Source organism: Ruegeria sp. G5 (genome assembly GCF_056533365.1).
Genome location: NZ_JBQFOK010000011.1, coordinates 106,100 through 125,554, shown reverse-complemented (window position 1 = coordinate 125,554; position 19,455 = coordinate 106,100). Strand labels below are relative to the sequence as shown.

20 protein-coding genes and 1 pseudogene are annotated in these 19,455 nt (G+C 54.0%); 7 read left to right on the top strand and 14 right to left on the bottom strand.

Annotation, left to right across the window (positions count from 1 at the left end):
* Window positions 1–241, bottom strand: a pseudogene (locus ACR0BD_RS17655) (IS6 family transposase); the annotation flags it as partial.
* A gap of 69 nt (window positions 242–310) precedes the next feature.
* On the opposite strand from ACR0BD_RS17655, the gene ACR0BD_RS17650 reads away from it, so the two are divergent.
* Window positions 311–556 (top strand): hypothetical protein, encoded by a 246-nt coding sequence (locus ACR0BD_RS17650; RefSeq protein WP_480832389.1) that lies wholly within the window; start codon window positions 311–313, stop codon window positions 554–556.
* Window positions 557–882: 326 nt separating this feature from the next.
* Here ACR0BD_RS17650 and ACR0BD_RS17645 read toward each other — a convergent pair whose 3' ends face one another.
* On the bottom strand, window positions 883–1,590 hold the full coding sequence (locus ACR0BD_RS17645; RefSeq protein WP_480832387.1) for an IS6 family transposase: 708 nt from the start codon (window positions 1,588–1,590) through the stop codon (window positions 883–885).
* A 281-nt stretch (window positions 1,591–1,871) separates the two neighbouring features.
* On the opposite strand from ACR0BD_RS17645, the gene ACR0BD_RS17640 reads away from it, so the two are divergent.
* Together ACR0BD_RS17640 and ACR0BD_RS17635 are read left to right on the top strand one after the other, a co-directional pair.
* Entirely contained in the window at window positions 1,872–2,297 is a 426-nt protein-coding gene (locus tag ACR0BD_RS17640) for a hypothetical protein (protein ID WP_480832385.1), read from the top strand.
* Between the two features lie 695 nt (window positions 2,298–2,992).
* Entirely contained in the window at window positions 2,993–4,378 is a 1,386-nt protein-coding gene (locus tag ACR0BD_RS17635; protein WP_480832383.1) for an SLC5/6 family protein, read from the top strand.
* 169 nt (window positions 4,379–4,547) lie between these two features.
* Here the strand turns inward: ACR0BD_RS17635 and ACR0BD_RS17630 are convergent, their stop codons facing one another.
* Together ACR0BD_RS17630 and ACR0BD_RS17625 are read right to left on the bottom strand one after the other, a co-directional pair.
* Window positions 4,548–4,718, bottom strand: coding sequence for a hypothetical protein (locus ACR0BD_RS17630; protein ID WP_480832381.1), 171 nt, complete (start codon window positions 4,716–4,718; stop codon window positions 4,548–4,550).
* A gap of 263 nt (window positions 4,719–4,981) precedes the next feature.
* Window positions 4,982–5,482, bottom strand: coding sequence for a CIA30 family protein (locus ACR0BD_RS17625; protein WP_480832379.1), 501 nt, complete (start codon window positions 5,480–5,482; stop codon window positions 4,982–4,984).
* Between the two features lie 447 nt (window positions 5,483–5,929).
* On the opposite strand from ACR0BD_RS17625, the gene rsgA reads away from it, so the two are divergent.
* From rsgA to ACR0BD_RS17610, 3 genes are all read left to right on the top strand, one after another.
* Window positions 5,930–7,012, top strand: a complete 1,083-nt coding sequence (gene rsgA / locus ACR0BD_RS17620; protein ID WP_480832377.1) for a ribosome small subunit-dependent GTPase A — start codon at window positions 5,930–5,932, stop codon at window positions 7,010–7,012.
* Between the two features lies 1 nt (window position 7,013).
* On the top strand, window positions 7,014–7,775 hold the full coding sequence (locus ACR0BD_RS17615; RefSeq protein WP_480832375.1) for a VOC family protein: 762 nt from the start codon (window positions 7,014–7,016) through the stop codon (window positions 7,773–7,775).
* A 214-nt stretch (window positions 7,776–7,989) separates the two neighbouring features.
* On the top strand, window positions 7,990–8,490 hold the full coding sequence (locus tag ACR0BD_RS17610) for a ClbS/DfsB family four-helix bundle protein (RefSeq protein ID WP_480832373.1): 501 nt from the start codon (window positions 7,990–7,992) through the stop codon (window positions 8,488–8,490).
* 195 nt (window positions 8,491–8,685) lie between these two features.
* Here the strand turns inward: ACR0BD_RS17610 and ACR0BD_RS17605 are convergent, their stop codons facing one another.
* From ACR0BD_RS17605 to speB, 9 genes are all read right to left on the bottom strand, one after another.
* Complete coding sequence (locus ACR0BD_RS17605; protein WP_480832371.1) at window positions 8,686–9,600, bottom strand: polysaccharide deacetylase family protein; 915 nt, start codon at window positions 9,598–9,600, stop codon at window positions 8,686–8,688.
* A gap of 12 nt (window positions 9,601–9,612) precedes the next feature.
* The gene (locus ACR0BD_RS17600; RefSeq protein ID WP_480832369.1) at window positions 9,613–10,344 is read right to left on the bottom strand and encodes an SDR family NAD(P)-dependent oxidoreductase; all 732 of its coding nucleotides are present in this window, start codon (window positions 10,342–10,344) and stop codon (window positions 9,613–9,615) included.
* Window positions 10,341–11,114, bottom strand: a complete 774-nt coding sequence (locus ACR0BD_RS17595; RefSeq protein WP_480832368.1) for an SDR family NAD(P)-dependent oxidoreductase — start codon at window positions 11,112–11,114, stop codon at window positions 10,341–10,343. Before ACR0BD_RS17595 ends, ACR0BD_RS17600 begins: the two co-directional genes overlap by 4 nt.
* A gap of 1 nt (window position 11,115) precedes the next feature.
* Window positions 11,116–11,916, bottom strand: coding sequence for an ABC transporter ATP-binding protein (locus ACR0BD_RS17590; RefSeq protein WP_480832367.1), 801 nt, complete (start codon window positions 11,914–11,916; stop codon window positions 11,116–11,118).
* Between the two features lie 3 nt (window positions 11,917–11,919).
* On the bottom strand, window positions 11,920–12,708 hold the full coding sequence (locus tag ACR0BD_RS17585) for an ABC transporter permease (RefSeq protein ID WP_480832365.1): 789 nt from the start codon (window positions 12,706–12,708) through the stop codon (window positions 11,920–11,922).
* A 77-nt stretch (window positions 12,709–12,785) separates the two neighbouring features.
* Window positions 12,786–13,814 carry an ABC transporter substrate-binding protein gene (locus tag ACR0BD_RS17580; protein ID WP_480832363.1) on the bottom strand — a complete coding sequence of 343 codons (1,029 nt, stop codon included), beginning with the start codon at window positions 13,812–13,814 and terminating at the stop codon, window positions 12,786–12,788.
* Window positions 13,815–14,063: 249 nt separating this feature from the next.
* Window positions 14,064–15,422, bottom strand: a complete 1,359-nt coding sequence (locus tag ACR0BD_RS17575) for an aspartate aminotransferase family protein (RefSeq protein ID WP_480832361.1) — start codon at window positions 15,420–15,422, stop codon at window positions 14,064–14,066.
* Window positions 15,419–16,486 (bottom strand): phosphotransferase, encoded by a 1,068-nt coding sequence (locus ACR0BD_RS17570; protein ID WP_480832359.1) that lies wholly within the window; start codon window positions 16,484–16,486, stop codon window positions 15,419–15,421. Before ACR0BD_RS17570 ends, ACR0BD_RS17575 begins: the two co-directional genes overlap by 4 nt.
* Complete coding sequence (gene speB / locus ACR0BD_RS17565; RefSeq protein WP_480832358.1) at window positions 16,483–17,442, bottom strand: agmatinase; 960 nt, start codon at window positions 17,440–17,442, stop codon at window positions 16,483–16,485. The genes ACR0BD_RS17570 and speB overlap by 4 nt, the downstream gene beginning before the upstream one ends.
* 107 nt (window positions 17,443–17,549) lie before the next feature.
* Between speB and ACR0BD_RS17560 the strand changes: the two genes are divergently transcribed.
* Window positions 17,550–18,455, top strand: coding sequence for a LysR family transcriptional regulator (locus tag ACR0BD_RS17560; protein ID WP_480832356.1), 906 nt, complete (start codon window positions 17,550–17,552; stop codon window positions 18,453–18,455).
* Between the two features lie 211 nt (window positions 18,456–18,666).
* Here ACR0BD_RS17560 and ACR0BD_RS17555 read toward each other — a convergent pair whose 3' ends face one another.
* The gene (locus ACR0BD_RS17555) at window positions 18,667–19,446 is read right to left on the bottom strand and encodes an IclR family transcriptional regulator (protein ID WP_480832354.1); all 780 of its coding nucleotides are present in this window, start codon (window positions 19,444–19,446) and stop codon (window positions 18,667–18,669) included.
* Window positions 19,447–19,455 lie beyond the last annotated feature (9 nt).

The window sequence follows — 19,455 nt, the reverse complement described above, 5'->3', positions numbered from 1 at the left end:
ACTTCCATTTAGAGAACGCGCGCAGCTTCTGAACACGCTTTCGTCTGATCTCAGCAGCAAACATCGGGCCAAACCTGTTCCACCAATATCGAACGGTTTCGTGGCTCACCTCAATTCCCCGTTCGTGCAGTAAGTCTTCCACATTTCGAAGCGAAAGCGGAAAACGGATATACAGCATCACCGCAAGGCGGATGATCTCGGGACTGGTTTTGAAGTATTTGAAAGAGGTGGGTTTGGTCATGGGAGAAAACTACGCAAGCGCCTTGCCCCGCTCAAGCAAAGTTAATCTGACAAGACCCACCTCCGCTCCATGCTGATCCGCGCCCATGGCTGGGCCCGTGATCTGAAAACCAGAGTTCAACTGATGGAGATTGCGCGGCAAGAAAACCTTCCAGGTGCCTTCATCCGCACCCGCGCTCAGCTCGCCTTTCTCTCACCGAAGATTCAATCCGCGATTCTCGACGGGACCCAACCGCCCGAACTCACACTCAAGCGTCTGGTCAGCGTGACCCACCCACTTGATTGGTCCGAACAGGAACGCCTGTTCGGCTTTTGAAAGCTCCAGATCCTGCGTCCCTGATGCAGGGTTCGCCCTCCCTGATCCGGCGGAACAATTCCCTGTTCTAAGATGAGAATTCCCTGTTCCACTTTTTAGGGAATTTGCAACATAAACCTCTGAAAAACATACAGTTCTGATAGGAGAAATGACAGAACTCAGCCCCGTTTCGCGGAAATTCCCTGTAAATTGCCGCTTATCAGGGAAATCCAGCCCAAAGCGACCCCGTCAAATCACGGCACTGAGACCAGGGCCAGAATTGCGCCCTGAGTGGGTGCTGTCAGACGAATTCGAACCAGTCTCAGTTTGCTGCGGAAACCGCGAAGCTATCCGGAACAAAGCTGACGCCACTCGCTAAGAGCGGCGGTGCGGGTCAGCTTGAAAGTGTCTCGACTGGCTAGCGATCTTTCCTGGTTGAAGTGATTGTATACGGAGGAATGGACGGCGGCGAATTTCTGTAGACTTCGCATGCGCCTGAAACGCTGCATCGCGCGTTCTCTTCGTCGGAAAGGCAGGTGCGAGTTCTCGACGCGGTTGTTGAGCCACCTGCCCGTCCTTTGTTTTTCGGTAGCGCCTAGCTCTCTGAGAGCGGCCCGGTACGATGCGAAGCGATCCGTGACAACGGTTTGCGCTTTACCGTGCCGCTTCATCAATTTCTTGAGGAATTTCAGTGCTGCAGCTTTGTTTCGGCGTTTGGTAACGATTGCTTCCAGCACTTCACCTTCGTGATCAACGGCACGCCAGAGGTAGTGGCGTTTGCCGTTCACTTTCACGAATACTTCGTCTATGTGCCACTTCCATTTTGAAAAGGCTCGGAGTTGCTGAACCCGCTTTTTTCGGATCTCTGATGCAAACATCGGGCCGAACCTGTTCCACCAGTATCGGACAGTTTCGTGGCTCACGTCGATGCCTCGCTCATGCAACAAGTCTTCGACATTCCGAAGCGAGAGCGGGAATCGGATGTAAAGCATCACTGCAAGGCGGATGATCTCGGGGCTGGTTTTGAAATACTTGAAAGAGGCAGGATTGGTCATGGGTAAAAGCTACGCAACACCCCTGCCCGCCTCAAGACAAGTTCTTCTGACAAGACCCACGTGAGGGGTCAAACGTGAAACGGTCGAACCGATACCTCATAAACTCTCTCCTGTATTGCCTTATGACAACTCAGATCATCTTTAGAATTCCTCATATGTCCCTTAAGCACAAGTCCGCACCGTGGCGTAGCATCTGATGTGCAAGACAGGATGTCCGCGCCTGATGCGCCGTTGCGCAACAAGCAGCAGCAGCCGCTCAGCACAAATTGGAGGCACATCAAATGAAAACTCATATCAAAATCTTTAACGCGCTGCTTGCCCTAACAGCACTTTCGGTCCCGGCGCTTGCAGGAACTCAGCTGGAAAATGCGCTCGCGAACGGGGCCCATCGTTTGACCGCTGAAGAGGTGAGCATTCGTCTGGCCGACAAGACCGTTACGTTTGAGAACGCAAATACCGGTGCCAAGGTGTTGGTATACTATGATGGCAGCAACGGTACCAAGCTGAAGCTGGAAGATGGAAATATGTTAGATGGTTTTTACGCCTTTGACCTTGCTGACCACGTGTGCGTTGGTGTCTACGGCAACGAACCAATGCGTCTGCGGTGTGTGCATGTTGTTCTGATTGACGGTGTAATGCACAAATTCGAACTCGACGGAAGCCTGCGCGGGCGAATTATCGAGGAAGTCAGCGGCAACGTTATCTAATCTCCACTATGTCACTCGCACAACTGTCGGGAAGTTGTGCGGGTGAATTGGATGAGTAACGCTCTTCCATCACCGACACTGTCTAACCTTCTAAATTCGATGTCAGCTGTGTGATTTCAGTTCCCAACCTCTTGACATTACTGCTGCAATCGTTTCCGGCAAAATTGCCAGATTTTGCAAAGTCAGCTTTTTGCGCATCACTCACATCTGTACGAAGCGCGGCATCGGTGAAAAAGGGCTCGTTCAGGACCTTGGTGCCGTTGCAGCACAGGCCCCTGCCCCACCGTCACCTGATCGCGCACGGCCCATACCAGCCATTGCGCAGGCAGTTACGATTCTGCAATCGCAGCACGCTTTCCGGACATTCGCCGCGACAGTCAAATTCGATATCTATTAGTGAGAAAAGTGCCGGACAGAGAGCTCTTTCGCCGTCGATGCGCGAATACGAAGAGGTGTATCGAGCGCCCTAGAAAATCTGACACTGAATGCAACTTTGAGTTCTTGCCGCCTTTGGTTTACCCAACTAACCGGCGCCACCCGCTTACTAAATATGAACAGTTCCACAAATACGGCCCTCCAAGAGGTTTGCTACAGAACGCTCACAACTCGTTTCACGTTCAATTGAATGGCCGTTGTCGCACCAGCCTGTTAACTGCGCCAAAAGACTGCACCGCGATGCAGCAGCAGGAGACTCCATGCAAATTTCAGCGATTATTGCCCTGTTCGGTGCCGTCATTATAGCAAGTCTCTGGGCCTCGCCCAGACGTGCCTCCGTTTCGGGATTCTTTGGTGGGACAACCATGAAAGGAGACGCGCCAGGCCTGTGGACGTTGGTGCTGAGCCAGGTCACAACTTGGATTTTTGCCCGCTCGCTCATGAACTCTGCCATTCTGGGCTATTTCTATGGCATCGCTGGTGTGCTGGCCTATGCTGCCTATTACGGTTCATTCCTGACCGGCGGCTTTGTGGTGCAACGGTTGCGCGCGCGTGGTGCGCGGTCGGTTCAGGACTGGCTGCGTGGCAGTTTCGGAGCGATCGGAACGGGCTGTTACAACCTCGTGATCGCCCTCAGGCTGCTGTCAGAGATCTTTGCCAATCTGATCGTGGTTGGTCTTATCTTTAACGCCGTCTCACCTGACAGTGCCAATATCGGCACGTATTCGATCCTTGTAGTGGGCTTGTTGGCGCTGGCCTATTCGGCCTGGGGCGGGCTGAACGGGGCGCTTCGAACGGATGTTCTGCAGATGGCCGTCTTTCTTGTGGTCTTTGCGATGGCCTTTGTCGCGCTTATACTCAGCCCCAGCTTTGATCTGGGTGCGGTTCTGACCGCCAAGGGCACTTCGGGGCCGCACAATGGCTGGGTGTTGCTGGTCGTGGCCTTCCTGCAAGTGTTTTCTTATCCCGTGCATGACCCGGTCATGATGGATCGCGGGTTTATTGCGGATCGCGAAACAACCCGGAAAAGCTTCCTGCACGCGTTTTGGATTTCCTCGCTTTGTATTGTGGCGTTTGGGTTCTTTGGCATTCAGGCGGCGCTGGATGGTGCGGCTTATGAGAGCGAGTTGATTGGTACATGGGCGCAATCCCTGCCGGACTGGGTTTTTGTCGCCCTGTTAGTTTCGCTACTGGTGTCGGCGCTCTCGACGTTGGATTCCGCGCTGTCTTCAGCTGCGCGGCTGGTGGTCGAAGAACTGCGCCTGGCCCCCCGCAGCCTGACTGGTGGGCGCATTGTCATGGCATTGTTCGCAGTCGCAGGTGCGGCGCTGACACTCTGGGGAAACCAGACACTGTTTGATGCCGTCGCGGTCTCGGGCACCGCCTCGATGTTTTTGACACCGATCCTGCTGGCCGGGCTTATCGGTGGTCGACAGGTGGCGCTTTGGGCGTATCTTGTCAGCTTTGCCGTGGCCATGCTTGGTGCGATAGCTTACCTGTTTCGTGGGCAGGCCTTTGTGGCACAGGTCCTCATTGATGGACACAAATATGAACAGCTTTTGCAGATTTGTGTCTGCGTATTGGTCGCAGGATGCACTGCAGTTTGGATCGGATCACAGCGGGCAGAGTCGCGGGCGAATAGCTGACCCGCGCGAGAGAGACAAGACAGCTCAAAGGAGGCATCCTACGGTAGTGCTAAACATGCTAACTCAGGTCGCGGCCGGCTTTACTGTGATTCGCTACAGTCTCATGCCAGCGACACAGCGAATTAGGTATCCCAGTTCACAGAAAGCTTGGTGTTTTACAAAGAAACACTCAAGCTTCAGCGATCATAGTGCCCCAGCTAGAAAAGCCACCGTCTGTCTCACAGATGATCGTCTCCATTCCGGTTACCGCATCGTTGCCAAAATAGCAGTCGGCGAACGCACCAGTGGCTGCAAATGATAGGGTCAGGGCCACAAGGCCCAAAGCTGTAATCCTCTTCATGATACTCACTCCTTTAGATGAGCTTCATGTGGGAGTTGATTATTGCTGAAAGTACTATGTTCAGATTAAATTATTTTAATTGAAGACTGCTTGTGGAGTTGGCTCTTTGAAAGGCTACACGCTCAGAGTATTCGCTCTGAAAGGACAGGTTCAGCATCTAAAATGAAGAAACAGCGCATCCGCGTTCTCGCGTTAGCGCAATTCGGTCTCAAACTGTGTCGAGCGGACCTATTTGAAGATCACAGCCCGCTCTTTGGGGACTTTCAGTAGAACCCAATCTCGCTGACATCTACGAGGGCCTCGTGATCGCGCCCGTAGGCTACAACTCCGACTGAGGTGATTTCGTTCGCAACTGGCACAGCCCGTAACATGGCCCCTGAAGCCGTGAAGTCTGACAGAGGCAAATAAACTTCGGTCCACTGGTTGGAAGTTGCGAACGCGGCCTGATAGTATTGCCACGGAAGCACCGTGCCACGTGTCCTGAGGTGTACGAAGTATTGCTCACCGTTCCCCCGTACAAAGAGCCTGACGCCTGATACACCTTCGCCTGGTCGATCAGACAACTTGCGTCGAAACTGGATAAAGCCCCCGTTGTTTTCTGTACTGACGGTTCCGGTCAGCCGCGCGAATGCAACATCATCTTCCGAACGAAACTGCACCTGCCCCGAAGACACTCCTCCCATGACGGTGTCGGCAATGTAGTTCCACCGCGTCTCTGGTGATTTGGAGAAGTCTTCCGTCAGTTTTCCATCGGCCTGAGCCATTGTGCATCCGATGATTACAAGACCTGAAACAAGCCCAATGAAGTTGGCACACATATTGTTCCTTCTCAGTTCAGTTTCGCAATGGAACGGTTGAAGCCCGTGGCTAATGCGACCCATGAAAAGTACGGCAGGAAGGTCAGTGCGGAAACCCGATCTCCATTCTTGACCCGAGCGGTTAACATGACGATGACAGCCATAAAGTGACAATGACCACAAAGACAAACCGCGGCAGTTGCGTCCCTCGTGTCCGCAAGGTAGAAGACTGAGGCTGGAATAGGAGCTTTTATGTCCCGGTGAGAATGGGAGGCAGCGTGCCTCCCAGTTCAGATCTAACAAGTGAAAAACACTCCGTCATCCCTGAGATGACGGACACTAAAGGTTTGAACCGTCATTTCTTACTTCCAAAGCCCAAACATTTTTGTGGCCTAGACATGAAAGCATCCCCCTATGACACGGGACTATTCCGAATTCTTTCCGAAGCGTCAGAGCAGCTTCCAACCAGACACCAATAGCGACTCCCTTCGAGTATTGGGATGGCAGACTTTTTTTGCCCAACAGATCAGCGCAGATAGCCTGACGGCTATGTCGCCAGTTCGCGTCGTAAGTGTGCATCGCAATGCAATTCACGTCCTTGGTGACGGCATTGATACAACTCTTTCACCCAGACCGGATGTGACGGTCGGAGATTGGCTTATGCTAGATCCTTCGCACCCACGCGCCAGTCAGCTTCTAAGACGAAAAAGCCTGATCAAACGGCGTGCACCGGGTACAGACCGCCAGGAACAGATGATTGCTGCAAACATTGATACGGCGTTTATCGTCACCTCCTGCAATCAAGATTTTAACGTCGCCCGTCTTGAGCGATACGCCGCTATTGCTTTTGAAGCCCAAATCGAACCGGTTATCGTAATCACAAAGACTGATCTGGTCGCAGACTCTCACCACTACGTTCAAGCTGCGCTCGCCGTATCGAGCGTGATAGAAGTGGTTGCACTGGACGCACGCGGAAACGCTCCGCGAACAGAATTGGCTGCTTGGTGTAAGCCTGGAAGAACTGTTGTGTTTCTGGGCTCTTCGGGTGTCGGAAAGTCTACCCTCGCCAATGCGTTAGTCGGCAACAATTCCGTCGAAACCCAGGCTATTCGCGAGGATGACGCGAAAGGGCGTCACACCACAACTCGGCGAGAGCTTCATTCTATGCCTGGTGGCGCGTTGCTTCTAGACACCCCTGGCATGCGCGAGTTGCAACTTACCGATGCAAGCGTGGGAATAAACGAACTGTTCGCCGATGTTCGCGAAAGGGCTGAGCATTGTAGATTTAATGATTGTAACCACGAAACCGAACCGGGCTGTGGTGTCATCAAAGCGATACAAAATGGCACCCTGAATGCGGCGCGCTTGGAGAGATGGCGCAAGCTAAAGTCAGAAGAAGCCTTTAATTCGGCTTCTCTCGCAGAACGCCGATCACGCGATAAGGCATTCGGAAAAATGGTCCGGAGCGCCAAGAGAAACAAAGGTTTCCTGAGGTGAGATGATGATACAATTAAAACCCGGTCAAATAGTCTGGCATGACCTTTTCACATCGAACAGAAAACGGTCGATGGTGTTTTATCAACGAGTTGCAAACTGGAGTTTTCAGATTGAACAGGCGACAGACTTTGCCTGGGGTGGCGGTGAACAGGACTTTGTACTCGCTCTGGCGGGGAGCGAAGCGGGTGCGGGGTTTACTGAAACACCAATTGGTCACGAGAATGGATGGATCCCTTACATCGAGGTCACTGATGTCTTCAGGACCGTAGAACGCATTGGAAAGCTCGGTGGAACAATCGTTCGTCTGCCATTTGACGTACCGGGGGTTGGTCGCAACGCCCTTGTCCGTGATCCGCTCGGTGCGATTTTTGGGATATCTCAATCGCAACACTCTTTTCCTGCACCGCGTGCTCAGTTCGGTCCCGAAGTATACGTAAGTAACAATCGTGAGTTCCCATGGGCCTTCTATTCAAGTGTCTGCGGTTGGCAGAACACGCCAGGGCAAGATGCGCACAGCATTGGTCTTTACGGGGAAACAGCTACAGCCTGGCATGCGGTTGATTGGTCGACAAAAACTCAGGCAACATGGATCCCGTGTTTAAAAGTTTACTCAGTCGAAGATGCCTATCGCTCCGCGATCATCAACGAGGCTCGTTTGGCGTTTGGGGAATTCGGCAAAGCCATGCCGCCTCAAAGCATCGCCCTTCGTGATCCAAATAGTACCCTTTTCGCTTTTTGCGCAGAGCAGACGCACGCCGATTAGTGTTCAGATGCTTCAATATCTCAGGACAAAGCGGACGGTCGTTCGCTTTGTTACAGCACTCGTAACGTCGTAAAATCATTTGGACGCACCAGTTAGTGTCCTATGTTGCAACGAAGCTAAACGAACAACAAACTTGTATTTCTTCAGTCGCACGCACAAGTCGCATCTTGATAGAAGTCAATGTGAAAAGATGTGGCATAGGTATCTGTGAGTTATGCCAGCTGCAACAAACAAATCTGATCTACTTTTAGCTTATGATAAGGAATTAGCTAAGCTGAGCAAAACTCTTGCCGGCATTGGCGAAGTCCAGTCTGCGCTATCACTTCCGGACGACAACACAACGATCAAAGGTGTTATTGCGCATCGTACCCACTGGATTGGCATGTACCTAGATTGGTACGCGCAAGGTATCGCTGGGCAAAAAGTGTATGTGCCAGCTAAAGGGTACAAATGGAACCAACTAAAGGAATACAACGCGGCCATTTATGCCCATGGAAACGCAAGCAGTTGGTCGCACCTTTTGTCAGAATTTGAGGCCGCTTGCGAAAAGCTGCGCGCATTTCTCGTGGCTCGTGACGAAGCTGAGCTTTATACAATCGGAGTTCAAAACTGGACAGGGAAATGGACCCTAGGCCGGTACGCAGAAGCCTCTGGGCCATCGCATTTCCGATCTGCAAACACGTATATCCGGAAAGTGCTCCGCACCTCAGCGTGACGTTTCCAATAATGCTCTTGTCAGAAAAGCTAATCCACTTGAACACGATGAACAGATGAGCTCGTTAAGAACTATAGAGCTTTTTTGATCGGGCGGCCAAGTAGGAGCTAGGCGCTCGTCAAATAGTCAAAGCACTGATCCAATTCAAAACTGATGATTAACCAGTGTTTTCGAGCGATACGATATGGCGGCATTTTACACTTTGCCGATCAAGTCAGGTGGCACCTGCATACCGTCGGTGTACGGCAGGCTGTCGCAACGCGGGTTATAGGTACCAGATGCCGAGACAGCATTGATGTGGTTGGCAATCTCTTCAAGCGTAGCGAACCAGACATCACCCGTATCTAACATGTACTCGATCATTTTTTCGACCCTTTGCCAGCGAGACAACCGCCCGCTGACAAAGGGGTGCCAGACTGCGATCCAAAGCCCTCCCGGGGAGTAACGGAGCGCTTCAAATTCGGCCATAAAAATCTCCATGGCCCGATCCGGCGATTGTGGCGCGAACATGTATCCCAGGTCAGGGGCATGTACATAAGGAGGCCAATCATCCGTAGCCCAACTGACAGGAAGCTCAATCAGATCCCCCTGCTCTGTTCGTAGGATGTATGGTACGTCATCCCCCATTAGGGATGAGTCATATAGAAACCCCTCTTCAGCCAGAAACTCGGGTGTCTTGGCGGACATATGATAGAGCGGCGAACGATTGCCTCGGGGCCGTTTCCCGGTGTGCTTCTCAATGATTTCTATCGAACGGCACATCCAGTCATGTTCTTGTGCCTCAGACAAGCTGTTGGGGGCTTCGTGGATATAGCCGTGGTAGCCGACCTCATGCCCTTCAGCAACAATGGCCTCAACCGTTTTAGTGTGGTTTTCAATGCACCAGGCAGGGATGAAAAAGCTCTGATTCAAGTCAAACTTGCGATAGGTTTCCAAGATGCGCGGCACGGCAACCTCTGGTCCGTATCGCAGCATTGACGTAGCCGACAATTTGTTCTGCGCCCCTTCGCCGTGATGGATATGGATCAGGCTGTCGGCATCCATATCCAGCGTTATGGCGCAAGCCACTTTGGCCCCATTGGGCCAGGGAACAGGTCGTGCAAGTTGCATAGCAAAAGCTCCTTAAATCATCACCGCGCCGCCATTCGGGCTGAGCGATTGTCCCGTGAAGTACCCGGCGTGCGGTCCGCAAAGAAAATGAACTAATCCGCCGATTTCGGACGGTTGAGCGATCCGGCCCAAGGGAACGTCAAATTCCTTTTCGATCCACTCTGGCGACATGTTTTCAACATCCAGCATGGGCGTGTTTACGGGCCCTGGCGCAACAGCGTTTACCGTGATCGAGGGTGCCAGCTCGCGTGCAAGCGACCGGGTCAGGCCCACAACCCCAGCCTTGGACGCGCAATAGGCCGAGTAGTCAGCCCGGCCCAGATAAGCCAGCTCTGACGCAATCAGTATGATCCGTCCCGAATTTGCCTTGGACATAAGCCGCGCGGCACCCTGGGCGATTAAGAACGACCCTCGCAGATTGACCGAGACCATTCGGTCAAACTCAGAAACATCCATTTCGACCAGATTTGCCTCGAACAGAATACCCGCCGCGTTGATCGCAAAGTCCAATCTTCCCTCGGTTTCGGTTATCGAATGAAACAGCGCATCCACACTATCTGCATCGGATACGTCGCAAGGAACCCCGCGCCCGCCGGGCAAGCCCGAGATAGTATCCGAAACATCCTGCATATCGGCTGCAATGACGGTGGCGCCCGCCTGTGCCAAAGCGCTTACAACCGCCGCGCCGATCCCCTGAGCCGCGCCTGTGACCAGCGCGACCTTTCCAGATAAATCCTGCGTCATTGCATCAGCTCCCCACGATCGACGGTAAAGGATTGGCCAGTGATGTTGGCCGCTGCGGGCCCGGCCAAAAACAGGTACATTGCCACCATATCGGACGGTTCCATCAGTCCGCCAAGCGCCTGTGCCGACACGATTTCGTCCAGCAGGTCGGCTTCCGTCCGGTCTTGCCGGGCTGCCATGAAAGAGAGCGACCGCATCGAGGCAACGGTGCGCACCCAGCCGGGGCACACCGCGTTGACAGAAATGCCGCGCGGCGCAAGCTCCTGCGCCAAAGATCGGGTTAGCCCGATCACCGCGTGTTTCGAGGCGCAGTAAGCGCTGAATTCGGCCACGGCAGTTTTGCCCCACATCGAAGCTGTGTTCACGATCCGCCCACCATCTGGGATTTTGTCCAACAGGTGACGAGTAACGGAAAACGTACCGATGACATTGGTTTCGATTATCTGTCGAAACACTTCATCCACATGATCCGCCGGATCGTCGATCGGGGTGATGTATTCAAAGCCCGCATTGTTGATCAACACATCAACGCGGTCCAAAGACGCGCACAGCGTTTTGACCTGTTCCAAATCCGAGATGTCGCATTGTATGTGCCCGACAGCCCGCTCATGATCCTTTGACAGCCCACTGGCCACCTGCTCTACGTCTTCCTCAAGCGCAACAATAGTCACGTCGGCCCCGGTCTCCAGAAACCCCTGGGCCAGACCCAGACCGATCCCCCGGTTGGCGCCGGTAACGACCACATGTTTGCCGGACAATTCTGCGGCCATCCTATGTTTCCTCCAAAGTATGCGCGTATTCGGCCCGGATGATTTCCAGTATCTCGGCCCGCAGCTTGAAAAACCGGTCCATGTTCGCCGTGCCGTTGCGGCGGTCCTCGAGTGGCAGAATCTCATCGACTTGGATTTCACGCACCACCCGAGCGGGGCGAGACGAAAAGATCACGATCCGATTGGCCAGCAGGATCGCCTCTTCCACGTCATGGGTCACGAAAATGGTCGTTTTCTTCTCGGCCTTGTTGATGTCCATCAGCTGGAACTGAAGATATTCCCGCGTTTGCGCATCCAGCGCGCCAAACGGTTCGTCCATCAACAGCACATCCGGTGATGAAGCCAAAGTTCGTGCGATGGCAACCCGTTGGCGCATCCCGCCTGAGATACGGTTGGTGTAGAAATCTGCGTAGCGCTTCAACCCGACCATGTTTAGATAGTGGTCGGTGACCTCTTCCTTCTCCTTTGAGGAGATATCTTTGCGGTATCTTGTCCCGAATTTGATATTGTCGCGTACCGTCAGCCATGGGTATGAGGAATAGGACTGAAACACCATGCCCCGCCTGCGGTCCGGCCCGGTCAAGAGGTCTCCATGCAGGTGAATGGTGCCCTGATCCGGTGTCTCCAACCCGCCAACAATCCGCATCAGCGTGGTTTTCCCGCAACCCGATGGGCCCAGGAACATGACCATCTCGCCCTCAGCAATCGTCATGGAGAGCGGTAGAACCACCTTGGTTTCAGTTTTGCCGTCATCGGACCAATAGGTCTTGGCCACGTCTTTGATGTCGATGAAATTGTCCATGGTTTACCTGCGCAGATAGGAGAACAGCCGCGCATGCGCGTAGCGAAACGCCTGATCGGTCAGCAGCCCAATGATTCCGATCGTGATAATGCCTGCCATCACCTCGGGGGTTTTAACGAACCGCCGTAGGGACCAGATCACATGGCCTATTCCGGAATTTGCCGCCACAATCTCAGCGACAATCAGATAGGTCCAACACCATCCCATCGTAATGCGCAAACTGTCTACCATATTGGGCAGCGCCGCTGGAATGATTATGTGGCGCATGATCTGACCATTGCTGGCCCCAAGCGTCTGACCGGATTCGATGAACTCGACCGGTACGCGTTTAGTGTCATCCGAGATCATCAGGATCAACTGAAAGAACGTGCCCATCCACAAGACGGCAATTTTGGATGTTTCGCCTACGCCGAACCAAATCACTAGCAACGGCACCAATGCGGGAACCGGCAAATAACGAACGAAGTCCACAAAAGGTTCCAGGATGGCCCCGGCGAACCTGTAGGTGCTCATCAACAGGCCTAGCGGTATCGCGACGATCATGGACAGTAAAAAGGCAAACCAAACACGCCCCACGCTGATGACAATGTCCGAGGCAAAGTCACGTTCGACGAAAAGGCCGACAAAGGCCTTCACTACTGCGATGGGTGACGGCAAGAATTCAGGTCGAATTGCACCGGATCTTGCTGTGATCTCCCATGCGGCCAAAAATAGGATAAACCCCACGATGCCCAAGGTGAGGTCCGTACGGCGATTGAGAGGTTTGCGAAAAGCGAACAGGGACTTGAACACGCGTCAGTCTTTCCGAGTGTGAGATCTGAGGAACGCTTTTCCCCGGCAACGATATGAACCGAGGAAAAGCCTTAGGCTTAGCGCGTGTGGCCGTCGAACAAGCCATCCAGAACGGACCCGTTAATGAAGGGCTGGTACTCAAGCGGTGCATCTTGCAGATCAAGCACCACGTTGATTTCATTGAAGGAGTCAAAGACTTCTTTCAGCTGCCCTTCCCCTGCGGCAGAAGGCATGTAGTCCACGCTTTCCTCATAGGAGGTGTATTTCACACCGGCCAGCGCCTCCTTCATCTCTGCGTCTGGAACATCAAAAGCCGGTGCCGAGATTGCGATGAATTTGTCTGGGTCGGTGTTGTACAGATCAATCGCCCGGTAGATTCCGCGCAGAAACTTGGCGTATTTCTCCGGGTTCTCCTGCAAATCTTCGGTGCGGACGATGATCACGTCGGTGATCAAACCCTCATAGTCGGCCGACGTCAGCAACAGATGCGCTCCGTCGCGCGATGTGTTTTTGATGATGGAACTCATCATCGGCTCCCAGGTCGCAACGGCCGATACATTGGGATCCTCGAATACTGCGGCCGAGTCATCTGTTGCGATTAGCTGGATATCCACGTCTTTGATGCTTTTGCCTTTCTGGGACAAAGCATGCTGGATTAAAGTGGTTCCCGGATGGTTAATCTCACCAGCCATTGTTTTTCCAATCAGATCCTCGACCGACTTGATATCTTCCGACGCAACAACTCCGTCCGCCCCGATTGATATATCGATAGTGCCGATCACGGTTCCCGTCGTGTCAGGTTGACGCGGTCGGGACATGCTTTCACCGATGGTGCGCATGGTGCAATCAATCGAACCATTCGCCATCGCAGGGAGGACATTTGCGCGGTCATTATCAAAGGCCGTCGTCACCTCAAGCCCTTCGCTTTCGAAATACCCTTCCTCCTGCGCCACGAAAACAGGCGCAAAGCCGAACCAGAAGGGGAAGATGCAGCTGATGCTATCCTCGGCCTGTGCCGCGCTTGCAGCCATGTTTGTTGCCATCACAACAGCCACCGGAGCCAAAAGGGCCTTTCTGGCTGTCCTGAAGATCGAATGGTCTTGCATGTCTTGGTCTCCTTGTTGGGTCGCGGATGGCTCTGATGGCCACTTGATGTCGGTATGAGACACAGGCAAAAAGTGACAAAAAATACGTAAATCGTTTACTTTACATCTAGTTTTTTAGAAGTAACGCATATTCGCATTAACTCTGCTCGGTTTTTCATCACGAGTTTTGGAACAGCGCGCGTTTATTGCGCAGAACACAAATAACGAGAGGGGTAGCGCCCGCTCCGGTAGAAATGACAACGGTTTTAATCACGCGACTGCGTTCAAAGCGGCCTCAAAACCGGTCAGGAATCTGTCGGCATTGTCCTCGCTGAATGTCAGATGCGGCCGAATCTTCAGGACATTGGCGTTGAAGGACGTGGCCGAGATTAGAATCCGGCGCTCGCGCAGTTCGTTTACAAGCGCAAGTGCCCGGCGACTGTCCGGGGTCTTGGTGGCCTGGTCCTGCACGATTTCGACACCCATGTACAAACCGGTTCCGCGCACATCGCCAATCCCATCGTGACGTGCTGCAATGTCGCGCAGTCCGTCCAGCATGATCCGACCCACCCGGTCGCAATTGTCCTGAAGGTTTTCACCCCGTATGACCTCAAGCGTTGCTTTGGCGGCTGCCATCGCCACCGTGTTGCCGCCGAACGTGTTGAAATAGCGCATGTCATGGCCAAACCGCTTGGCAACCTCGGGGCGCATGGCGATCCCGGCAACGGGGTATCCGTTGCCCATCGGTTTGCCCAGCGACACGATGTCGGGCACTACGCCGTGTCGCTGGTAGCCCCACATGTGACTACCGGTGCGCGCAAACCCACATTGTACCTCATCCGCCACAAAGACACCGCCCGCATTGCGGACCACGTCCAGAACTGGTTTCAGCATCCCCGGTTCTTGAGGGAAGATGCCGTCCGAGGTGAACAGCGAATCCGCCACAAAGGCCGCCAAACCCTGCCCGCGCCTGTGTAGATCATGTATCTGCTCAGACACGCGCGCAGCCAGCCACTCGCCCATATTCTGTGTCTCAATCCTGTAGGTATCAGGCGCAGGTACCCTACGCACCCAGGTTCCCAGCGGTGAGTTTTCCCCCATCGAGGGCGAGAAACCAGCAGTCAGTTCCGAGTTGCCATGATACGCCTCGGAGGTGACGATGATCCCCTGATTGCCGGTGTGATGCTTGGCCATCCGCAACGCCAGATCGTTAGCCTCGGACCCTGTGCAGGTGAACATGACGTGGCCGATCTCAGGCTCGAATGTATCCAACAGTGTTTCTGCGAACTCCAGAATTCCGTCTTGCATGTACCGGGTATGAGTGCACATCACCTCCATCTGCCGTGTGATGGCCGCATTCACATGCGGGTGGCAGTGACCGACCGAGACCACGTTGTTATACGCGTCCAGATATTCATTGCCATCCGCGTCATACATGAACACGCCCTTGGCGCGGCTGAATTCGACCGGGTTGGAATAGAACAGGCGATAGGCCGGGCCCAGCAGCCGGGCGCGGCGCTCCACGAAGTCACGCGCTCGCGGATCAAGTTTTTCGGTATTGGCCGGGTCGAACCCGTTCACCATCTTACCGCGTTTGGTCTGTTTTTCGGCAGCGGTCACTTCGATCATCCTTTCTGATCGGCAAAAGACATCAACAGGTCCGAGACCTGATCCGGGCTGCACGCCAGAAACCAGTCCAGCTGGTGCCACCCCTGATAGGTATTGCGCATGATATAGCGCGTGTTTTCGGGAAACATCTTGGTACGCCACAAGGTCAGCAGCGCACGCACAACGACCCGCCCCATCACAAGATGCGGTATCAGGGCCAGTTCATGCTCTGTCAGCTCAGTAACCTGCAAATACCCGTCCAGAACATCCCGTCCGCGATAGAACAGATCCTCATAGGGCCCTTGCGGCAGTTGATTGAGCAGCGCCGTCGCCACATCCACTGCAATCGCGGTTTTGACGGAATCTCCAAAGTCGATGATCCCGGTTACGAATTCAGGCCGGTTGTGATCGACCACAATGTTGGACTTGCTGAAATCATTGTGCAGCACCTGCTGCCGACATTGACGCAGCCGCGGTTCGATACACTGGAACCGCGTAAGCCCCTGTTCGAGCGCTTCGCGTTGCGAGGGATCGTCAACATGGGCCAACAGATGCTCTAACGTCAGCAGATGCTGCACATCCCATGCATATTGCCGCGCAGCACCGGGATGGTCGAACCCGTCGGTGGCCAACCGCAAACGGCCCAGAACCTTGCCGATCTCGACCCGCTGACGCGGATTGGATTCCGTTGAATCCAGCGGTATACCCTTGAGGTAGCTGAGCACGCGCACCACCCGCTTGTGCCCTCCTTCATCGGTAACAAAGGCGTAGTCTTGCCCCGCAACCGTCTGGATGGTGTCCGGGATCGCAAGCGTAGGATCGCGCCGGGTTGCATGGCGCATCATGCAGGTCTGAAAATCAATTTCTTCCAGGGGTTCTGAGGGGTTGGCGATTTTTAGAACAAACATGCGTTCATCCGAGCAGGACACACAGAACGTGTCATCCTTTTCCGTCTCGAACCGGCGCAGCGTGCCTTGAAAACCATAATGCTCTTGCAGGATCGCATTGGCGCGATCATGCGAGACGGGCACATATGCCCCGCTGAGCCCGCCCTGATCAGCTACGGTCGCGCCGCTTTGCATCATCGCGCCGTCACCGAATGCCGCGCTTCAGCCAGTACGCAGAGCAGCTCAAACATCACCGTTGCCCCTGCCAGTGCCGTCAGTCCACCGACATCGAAAGGCGGCGAAACCTCAACCACGTCCGCACCGACATAGTTCAGCCCGCGAAACCCGCGGATCAACGCCATCGCCTCGGCGGTGGTTAAACCTGCTACTTCGGGCGTGCCAGTGCCCGGGGCAAAGGCTGGATCAATGCTGTCGATATCGAAACTCAGGTAAACCGGACCGTCGCCAACGATCGCTCGCGCTTCGTCCACAATTGCCACAATACCGCGTTCCTGCACCTCTTCGATAAACATGACGCGCATGCCAGCCTGTTCAGAATAATCCCACCCCTCGGATACGTTCTGCGCACCGCGAATGCCGATCTGGACCGTTTTCTTCGGGTTGATCAGACCCTCTTCATGAGCCCGCCGGAAAGGGGCACCGTGGTTGAATTTTGACCCCTGAAAACTGTCCCATGTATCCGTATGCGCATCAATATGGATTAACGCGACCGGCTCGGGCGCGACTGCGCGCAATATCGGCAGGGACACAGAATGATCCCCGCCGCAGGACAACGGCACCACATCATTTGCGACCAGCAAAGCGACAAATTCCTCTATGTCCTTATGCGTCGCCTCGATGTCAAAGACAGAATGGAACGGTACATCGCCCACATCCGCAATGCGACACAGCTCATAGGGGTTTACTCGCGTAGCGTGATTGATCGCGCGCATCAGGCTGGACTGGTTGCGCACTTCGCGTGGGCCGTGGCGTGCACCGGGACGGTTGGTCAATGCTCCGTCGTAGGGAATACCCAACAACCCGATCTCCACATCCGCCAGGGACTGGGCGACGGGTGCACGCATGAACGTTGCCAATCCTCCGTAGCGTGGGGCGAACATGTCGGGCGAAGACGGCGGCGTATAATCTGTCACTGCGGGCAAACCTCATTCAGCATCTTCGCCTCAGAAATCACGCTTGATTACCGCCGCACAACCCACGATAAATGATGATTACATCGATGTTTATCGTAGGAAGCCGAATGCTGACCTCAATTTCCACGCCCGATCTTCATCTGTTGCGCGTCTTTGTTGCCGTGGCCGAGGCTGGGGGTTTTTCGCGCGCACAGATCGCACTGAATGTCAGCCAATCGACGATCAGTACACAGATGAACGACCTTGAAACGCGGCTTGGGATGCGGCTCTGCCGCCGGGGGCGGGCCGGGTTCGCGCTGACCGAAGAAGGGCACGAGGTCTACCAGATGGCGACCGACCTACTGCGCGACTGTCAGGATTTTGTCTCACGCATCAACAACGTGCGCGGAGAGATCACGGGTGAATTGGAAATCGCCACCGCCGATGCTTTGCTAGGGAATGAAGATTTCCCCTTTGACCGCATCCTGTCTGAACTGCGGGATGCGATGCCAAAAGTGAAACTGCACCTGCGCGTCATGGAACCGCTTGAGATCGAGCGCAGAATCCTAGAGCAGAAGCTGCACATGGGCATCCACACCTTCCCAAACCATGCGCCCGGTTTACGGTACTTGTCATTGTTTAAGGAACAGCAATCCCTCTATTGCGGTATCGGCCATCCATTGTTTGATGTCATAGACCCAAAACCCGATGACATCGAAGCCTATGACTATGCGTCGCGTTCGTACTATGGTGGCTCTTTGCGCCCCGGTGGTTTGAAACCGGCATACGAGCATATCCACAGCGGCAATATGGACGGCATCGCAGCGGCTATTCTCTCGGGGCGTTTTCTGGGTCACCTGCCCGCCCAATGCGCCCAACCTTACTTGTCGGATGGACGCATGAAAGAGGTCTGTCCCGAACAGTTTTCCTATGCTTCGAATTTCGAGGCTGCCTTCCCTGTCGGAGTCCGCCTATCCCGATCTCAGCGCATTCTGGAGCAAATAATCGAGCGAAGTTTTTCGTTTGCAAAATAGCTTCGCTGTTTGCGAAAATCCAAAAAGTGTTTGCCAAGCGTTGTGTGTTCAGATGCCCAGATTGCCAATTCAATCACGATCGCTGCAGCATGAAATTTTCGATAGTCAACCACGTTTGAAATCTGTCAATTACGGGTAAATGGACCCAATTCCAGCGTCATTGATCAGCAAAATAAGCACCCATGCATGCCAGATGATCAAAAAAGGGCTTTTAAGAAACGAGAAGTCCTGAAAGCTTATTTGCACCGCTCGTCAAAACCGGCAAAAACTTGATCAACCCTTCTAACCCGTGGCGCTGTGTGGGCGCGTGGACTGACAAAGTTGCAACGAGGCGGTCTGTTCCATCGAGAATCGGAACCGCAACTGCGGTCATTCCAGTCATGAATTCTTCATCATCGGTTGAATAACCATTGGCGGAAATTCGGCTCAATTCGCTCCGCAAAGCCTCGGGGTTGGTCAGAGTTCGCGAAGTCTGAGCGTCAAACCTGCCAGCTGCCAGATAACCTTCCAATACACGATTGCGCAGCGTTGACAGATACATCTTTCCACTCGCAGTGCAGTGGAACGGTACTTGCGTTCCAATCGGCAATTGAATGCGCAATGGCCACTTGGTCTCGACCCGGTCCAGATAGATCATCCCTTCGCGGTCAGGGATTGCCAAGTTGCATGTTTCGCCGATCTCATCCGCCACACTGCGCAAAATAGCAAGTCGTGCGGTGCGCAGATGTTCAGAAGATACCGTATTCACTGCAAGTTGCCTCAGCCGTGGACCGGGACCAAACGAGCGACCATCAAGATCACGCTGAAGGAACCCCTCTGCTTCGGCAGTTAACAGTAGACGGTGAACCGTGGGCTTAGCCAGCCCCAACGTCTCGGTCAGATCTGCGGGCTTTACTGCAACCCCGCGCCGGGCAACCTCCTCAAGTATCAACAAGAGTCGCAGGTTTGTCGGTATTTGGGTGTCTTTGTCTAGTGCATCCGTGTAAGCCATTCCGCTACA

Excerpts from the sequence above, each read along its gene's own strand:
- ACR0BD_RS17635 (WP_480832383.1), top strand. The coding sequence starts at position 2,993 with ATGCAAATTTCAGCGATTATTGCCCTGTTCGGTGCCGTCATTATAGCA.
- ACR0BD_RS17600 (WP_480832369.1), bottom strand. The coding sequence starts at position 10,344 with ATGACGCAGGATTTATCTGGAAAGGTCGCGCTGGTCACAGGCGCGGCT.
- ACR0BD_RS17650 (WP_480832389.1), top strand. The coding sequence starts at position 311 with ATGCTGATCCGCGCCCATGGCTGGGCCCGTGATCTGAAAACCAGAGTT.
- ACR0BD_RS17625 (WP_480832379.1), bottom strand. The coding sequence starts at position 5,482 with ATGGCTCAGGCCGATGGAAAACTGACGGAAGACTTCTCCAAATCACCA.
- ACR0BD_RS17640 (WP_480832385.1), top strand. The coding sequence starts at position 1,872 with ATGAAAACTCATATCAAAATCTTTAACGCGCTGCTTGCCCTAACAGCA.
- ACR0BD_RS17615 (WP_480832375.1), top strand. The coding sequence starts at position 7,014 with ATGATGATACAATTAAAACCCGGTCAAATAGTCTGGCATGACCTTTTC.
- ACR0BD_RS17605 (WP_480832371.1), bottom strand. The coding sequence starts at position 9,600 with ATGCAACTTGCACGACCTGTTCCCTGGCCCAATGGGGCCAAAGTGGCT.
- ACR0BD_RS17645 (WP_480832387.1), bottom strand. The coding sequence starts at position 1,590 with ATGACCAATCCTGCCTCTTTCAAGTATTTCAAAACCAGCCCCGAGATC.
- ACR0BD_RS17560 (WP_480832356.1), top strand. The coding sequence starts at position 17,550 with ATGCTGACCTCAATTTCCACGCCCGATCTTCATCTGTTGCGCGTCTTT.
- ACR0BD_RS17580 (WP_480832363.1), bottom strand. The coding sequence starts at position 13,814 with ATGCAAGACCATTCGATCTTCAGGACAGCCAGAAAGGCCCTTTTGGCT.
- ACR0BD_RS17595 (WP_480832368.1), bottom strand. The coding sequence starts at position 11,114 with ATGGCCGCAGAATTGTCCGGCAAACATGTGGTCGTTACCGGCGCCAAC.
- ACR0BD_RS17630 (WP_480832381.1), bottom strand. The coding sequence starts at position 4,718 with ATGAAGAGGATTACAGCTTTGGGCCTTGTGGCCCTGACCCTATCATTT.
- ACR0BD_RS17610 (WP_480832373.1), top strand. The coding sequence starts at position 7,990 with ATGCCAGCTGCAACAAACAAATCTGATCTACTTTTAGCTTATGATAAG.
- rsgA (WP_480832377.1), top strand. The coding sequence starts at position 5,930 with ATGACACGGGACTATTCCGAATTCTTTCCGAAGCGTCAGAGCAGCTTC.
- ACR0BD_RS17575 (WP_480832361.1), bottom strand. The coding sequence starts at position 15,422 with ATGATCGAAGTGACCGCTGCCGAAAAACAGACCAAACGCGGTAAGATG.
- ACR0BD_RS17590 (WP_480832367.1), bottom strand. The coding sequence starts at position 11,916 with ATGGACAATTTCATCGACATCAAAGACGTGGCCAAGACCTATTGGTCC.
- ACR0BD_RS17570 (WP_480832359.1), bottom strand. The coding sequence starts at position 16,486 with ATGATGCAAAGCGGCGCGACCGTAGCTGATCAGGGCGGGCTCAGCGGG.
- ACR0BD_RS17555 (WP_480832354.1), bottom strand. The coding sequence starts at position 19,446 with ATGGCTTACACGGATGCACTAGACAAAGACACCCAAATACCGACAAAC.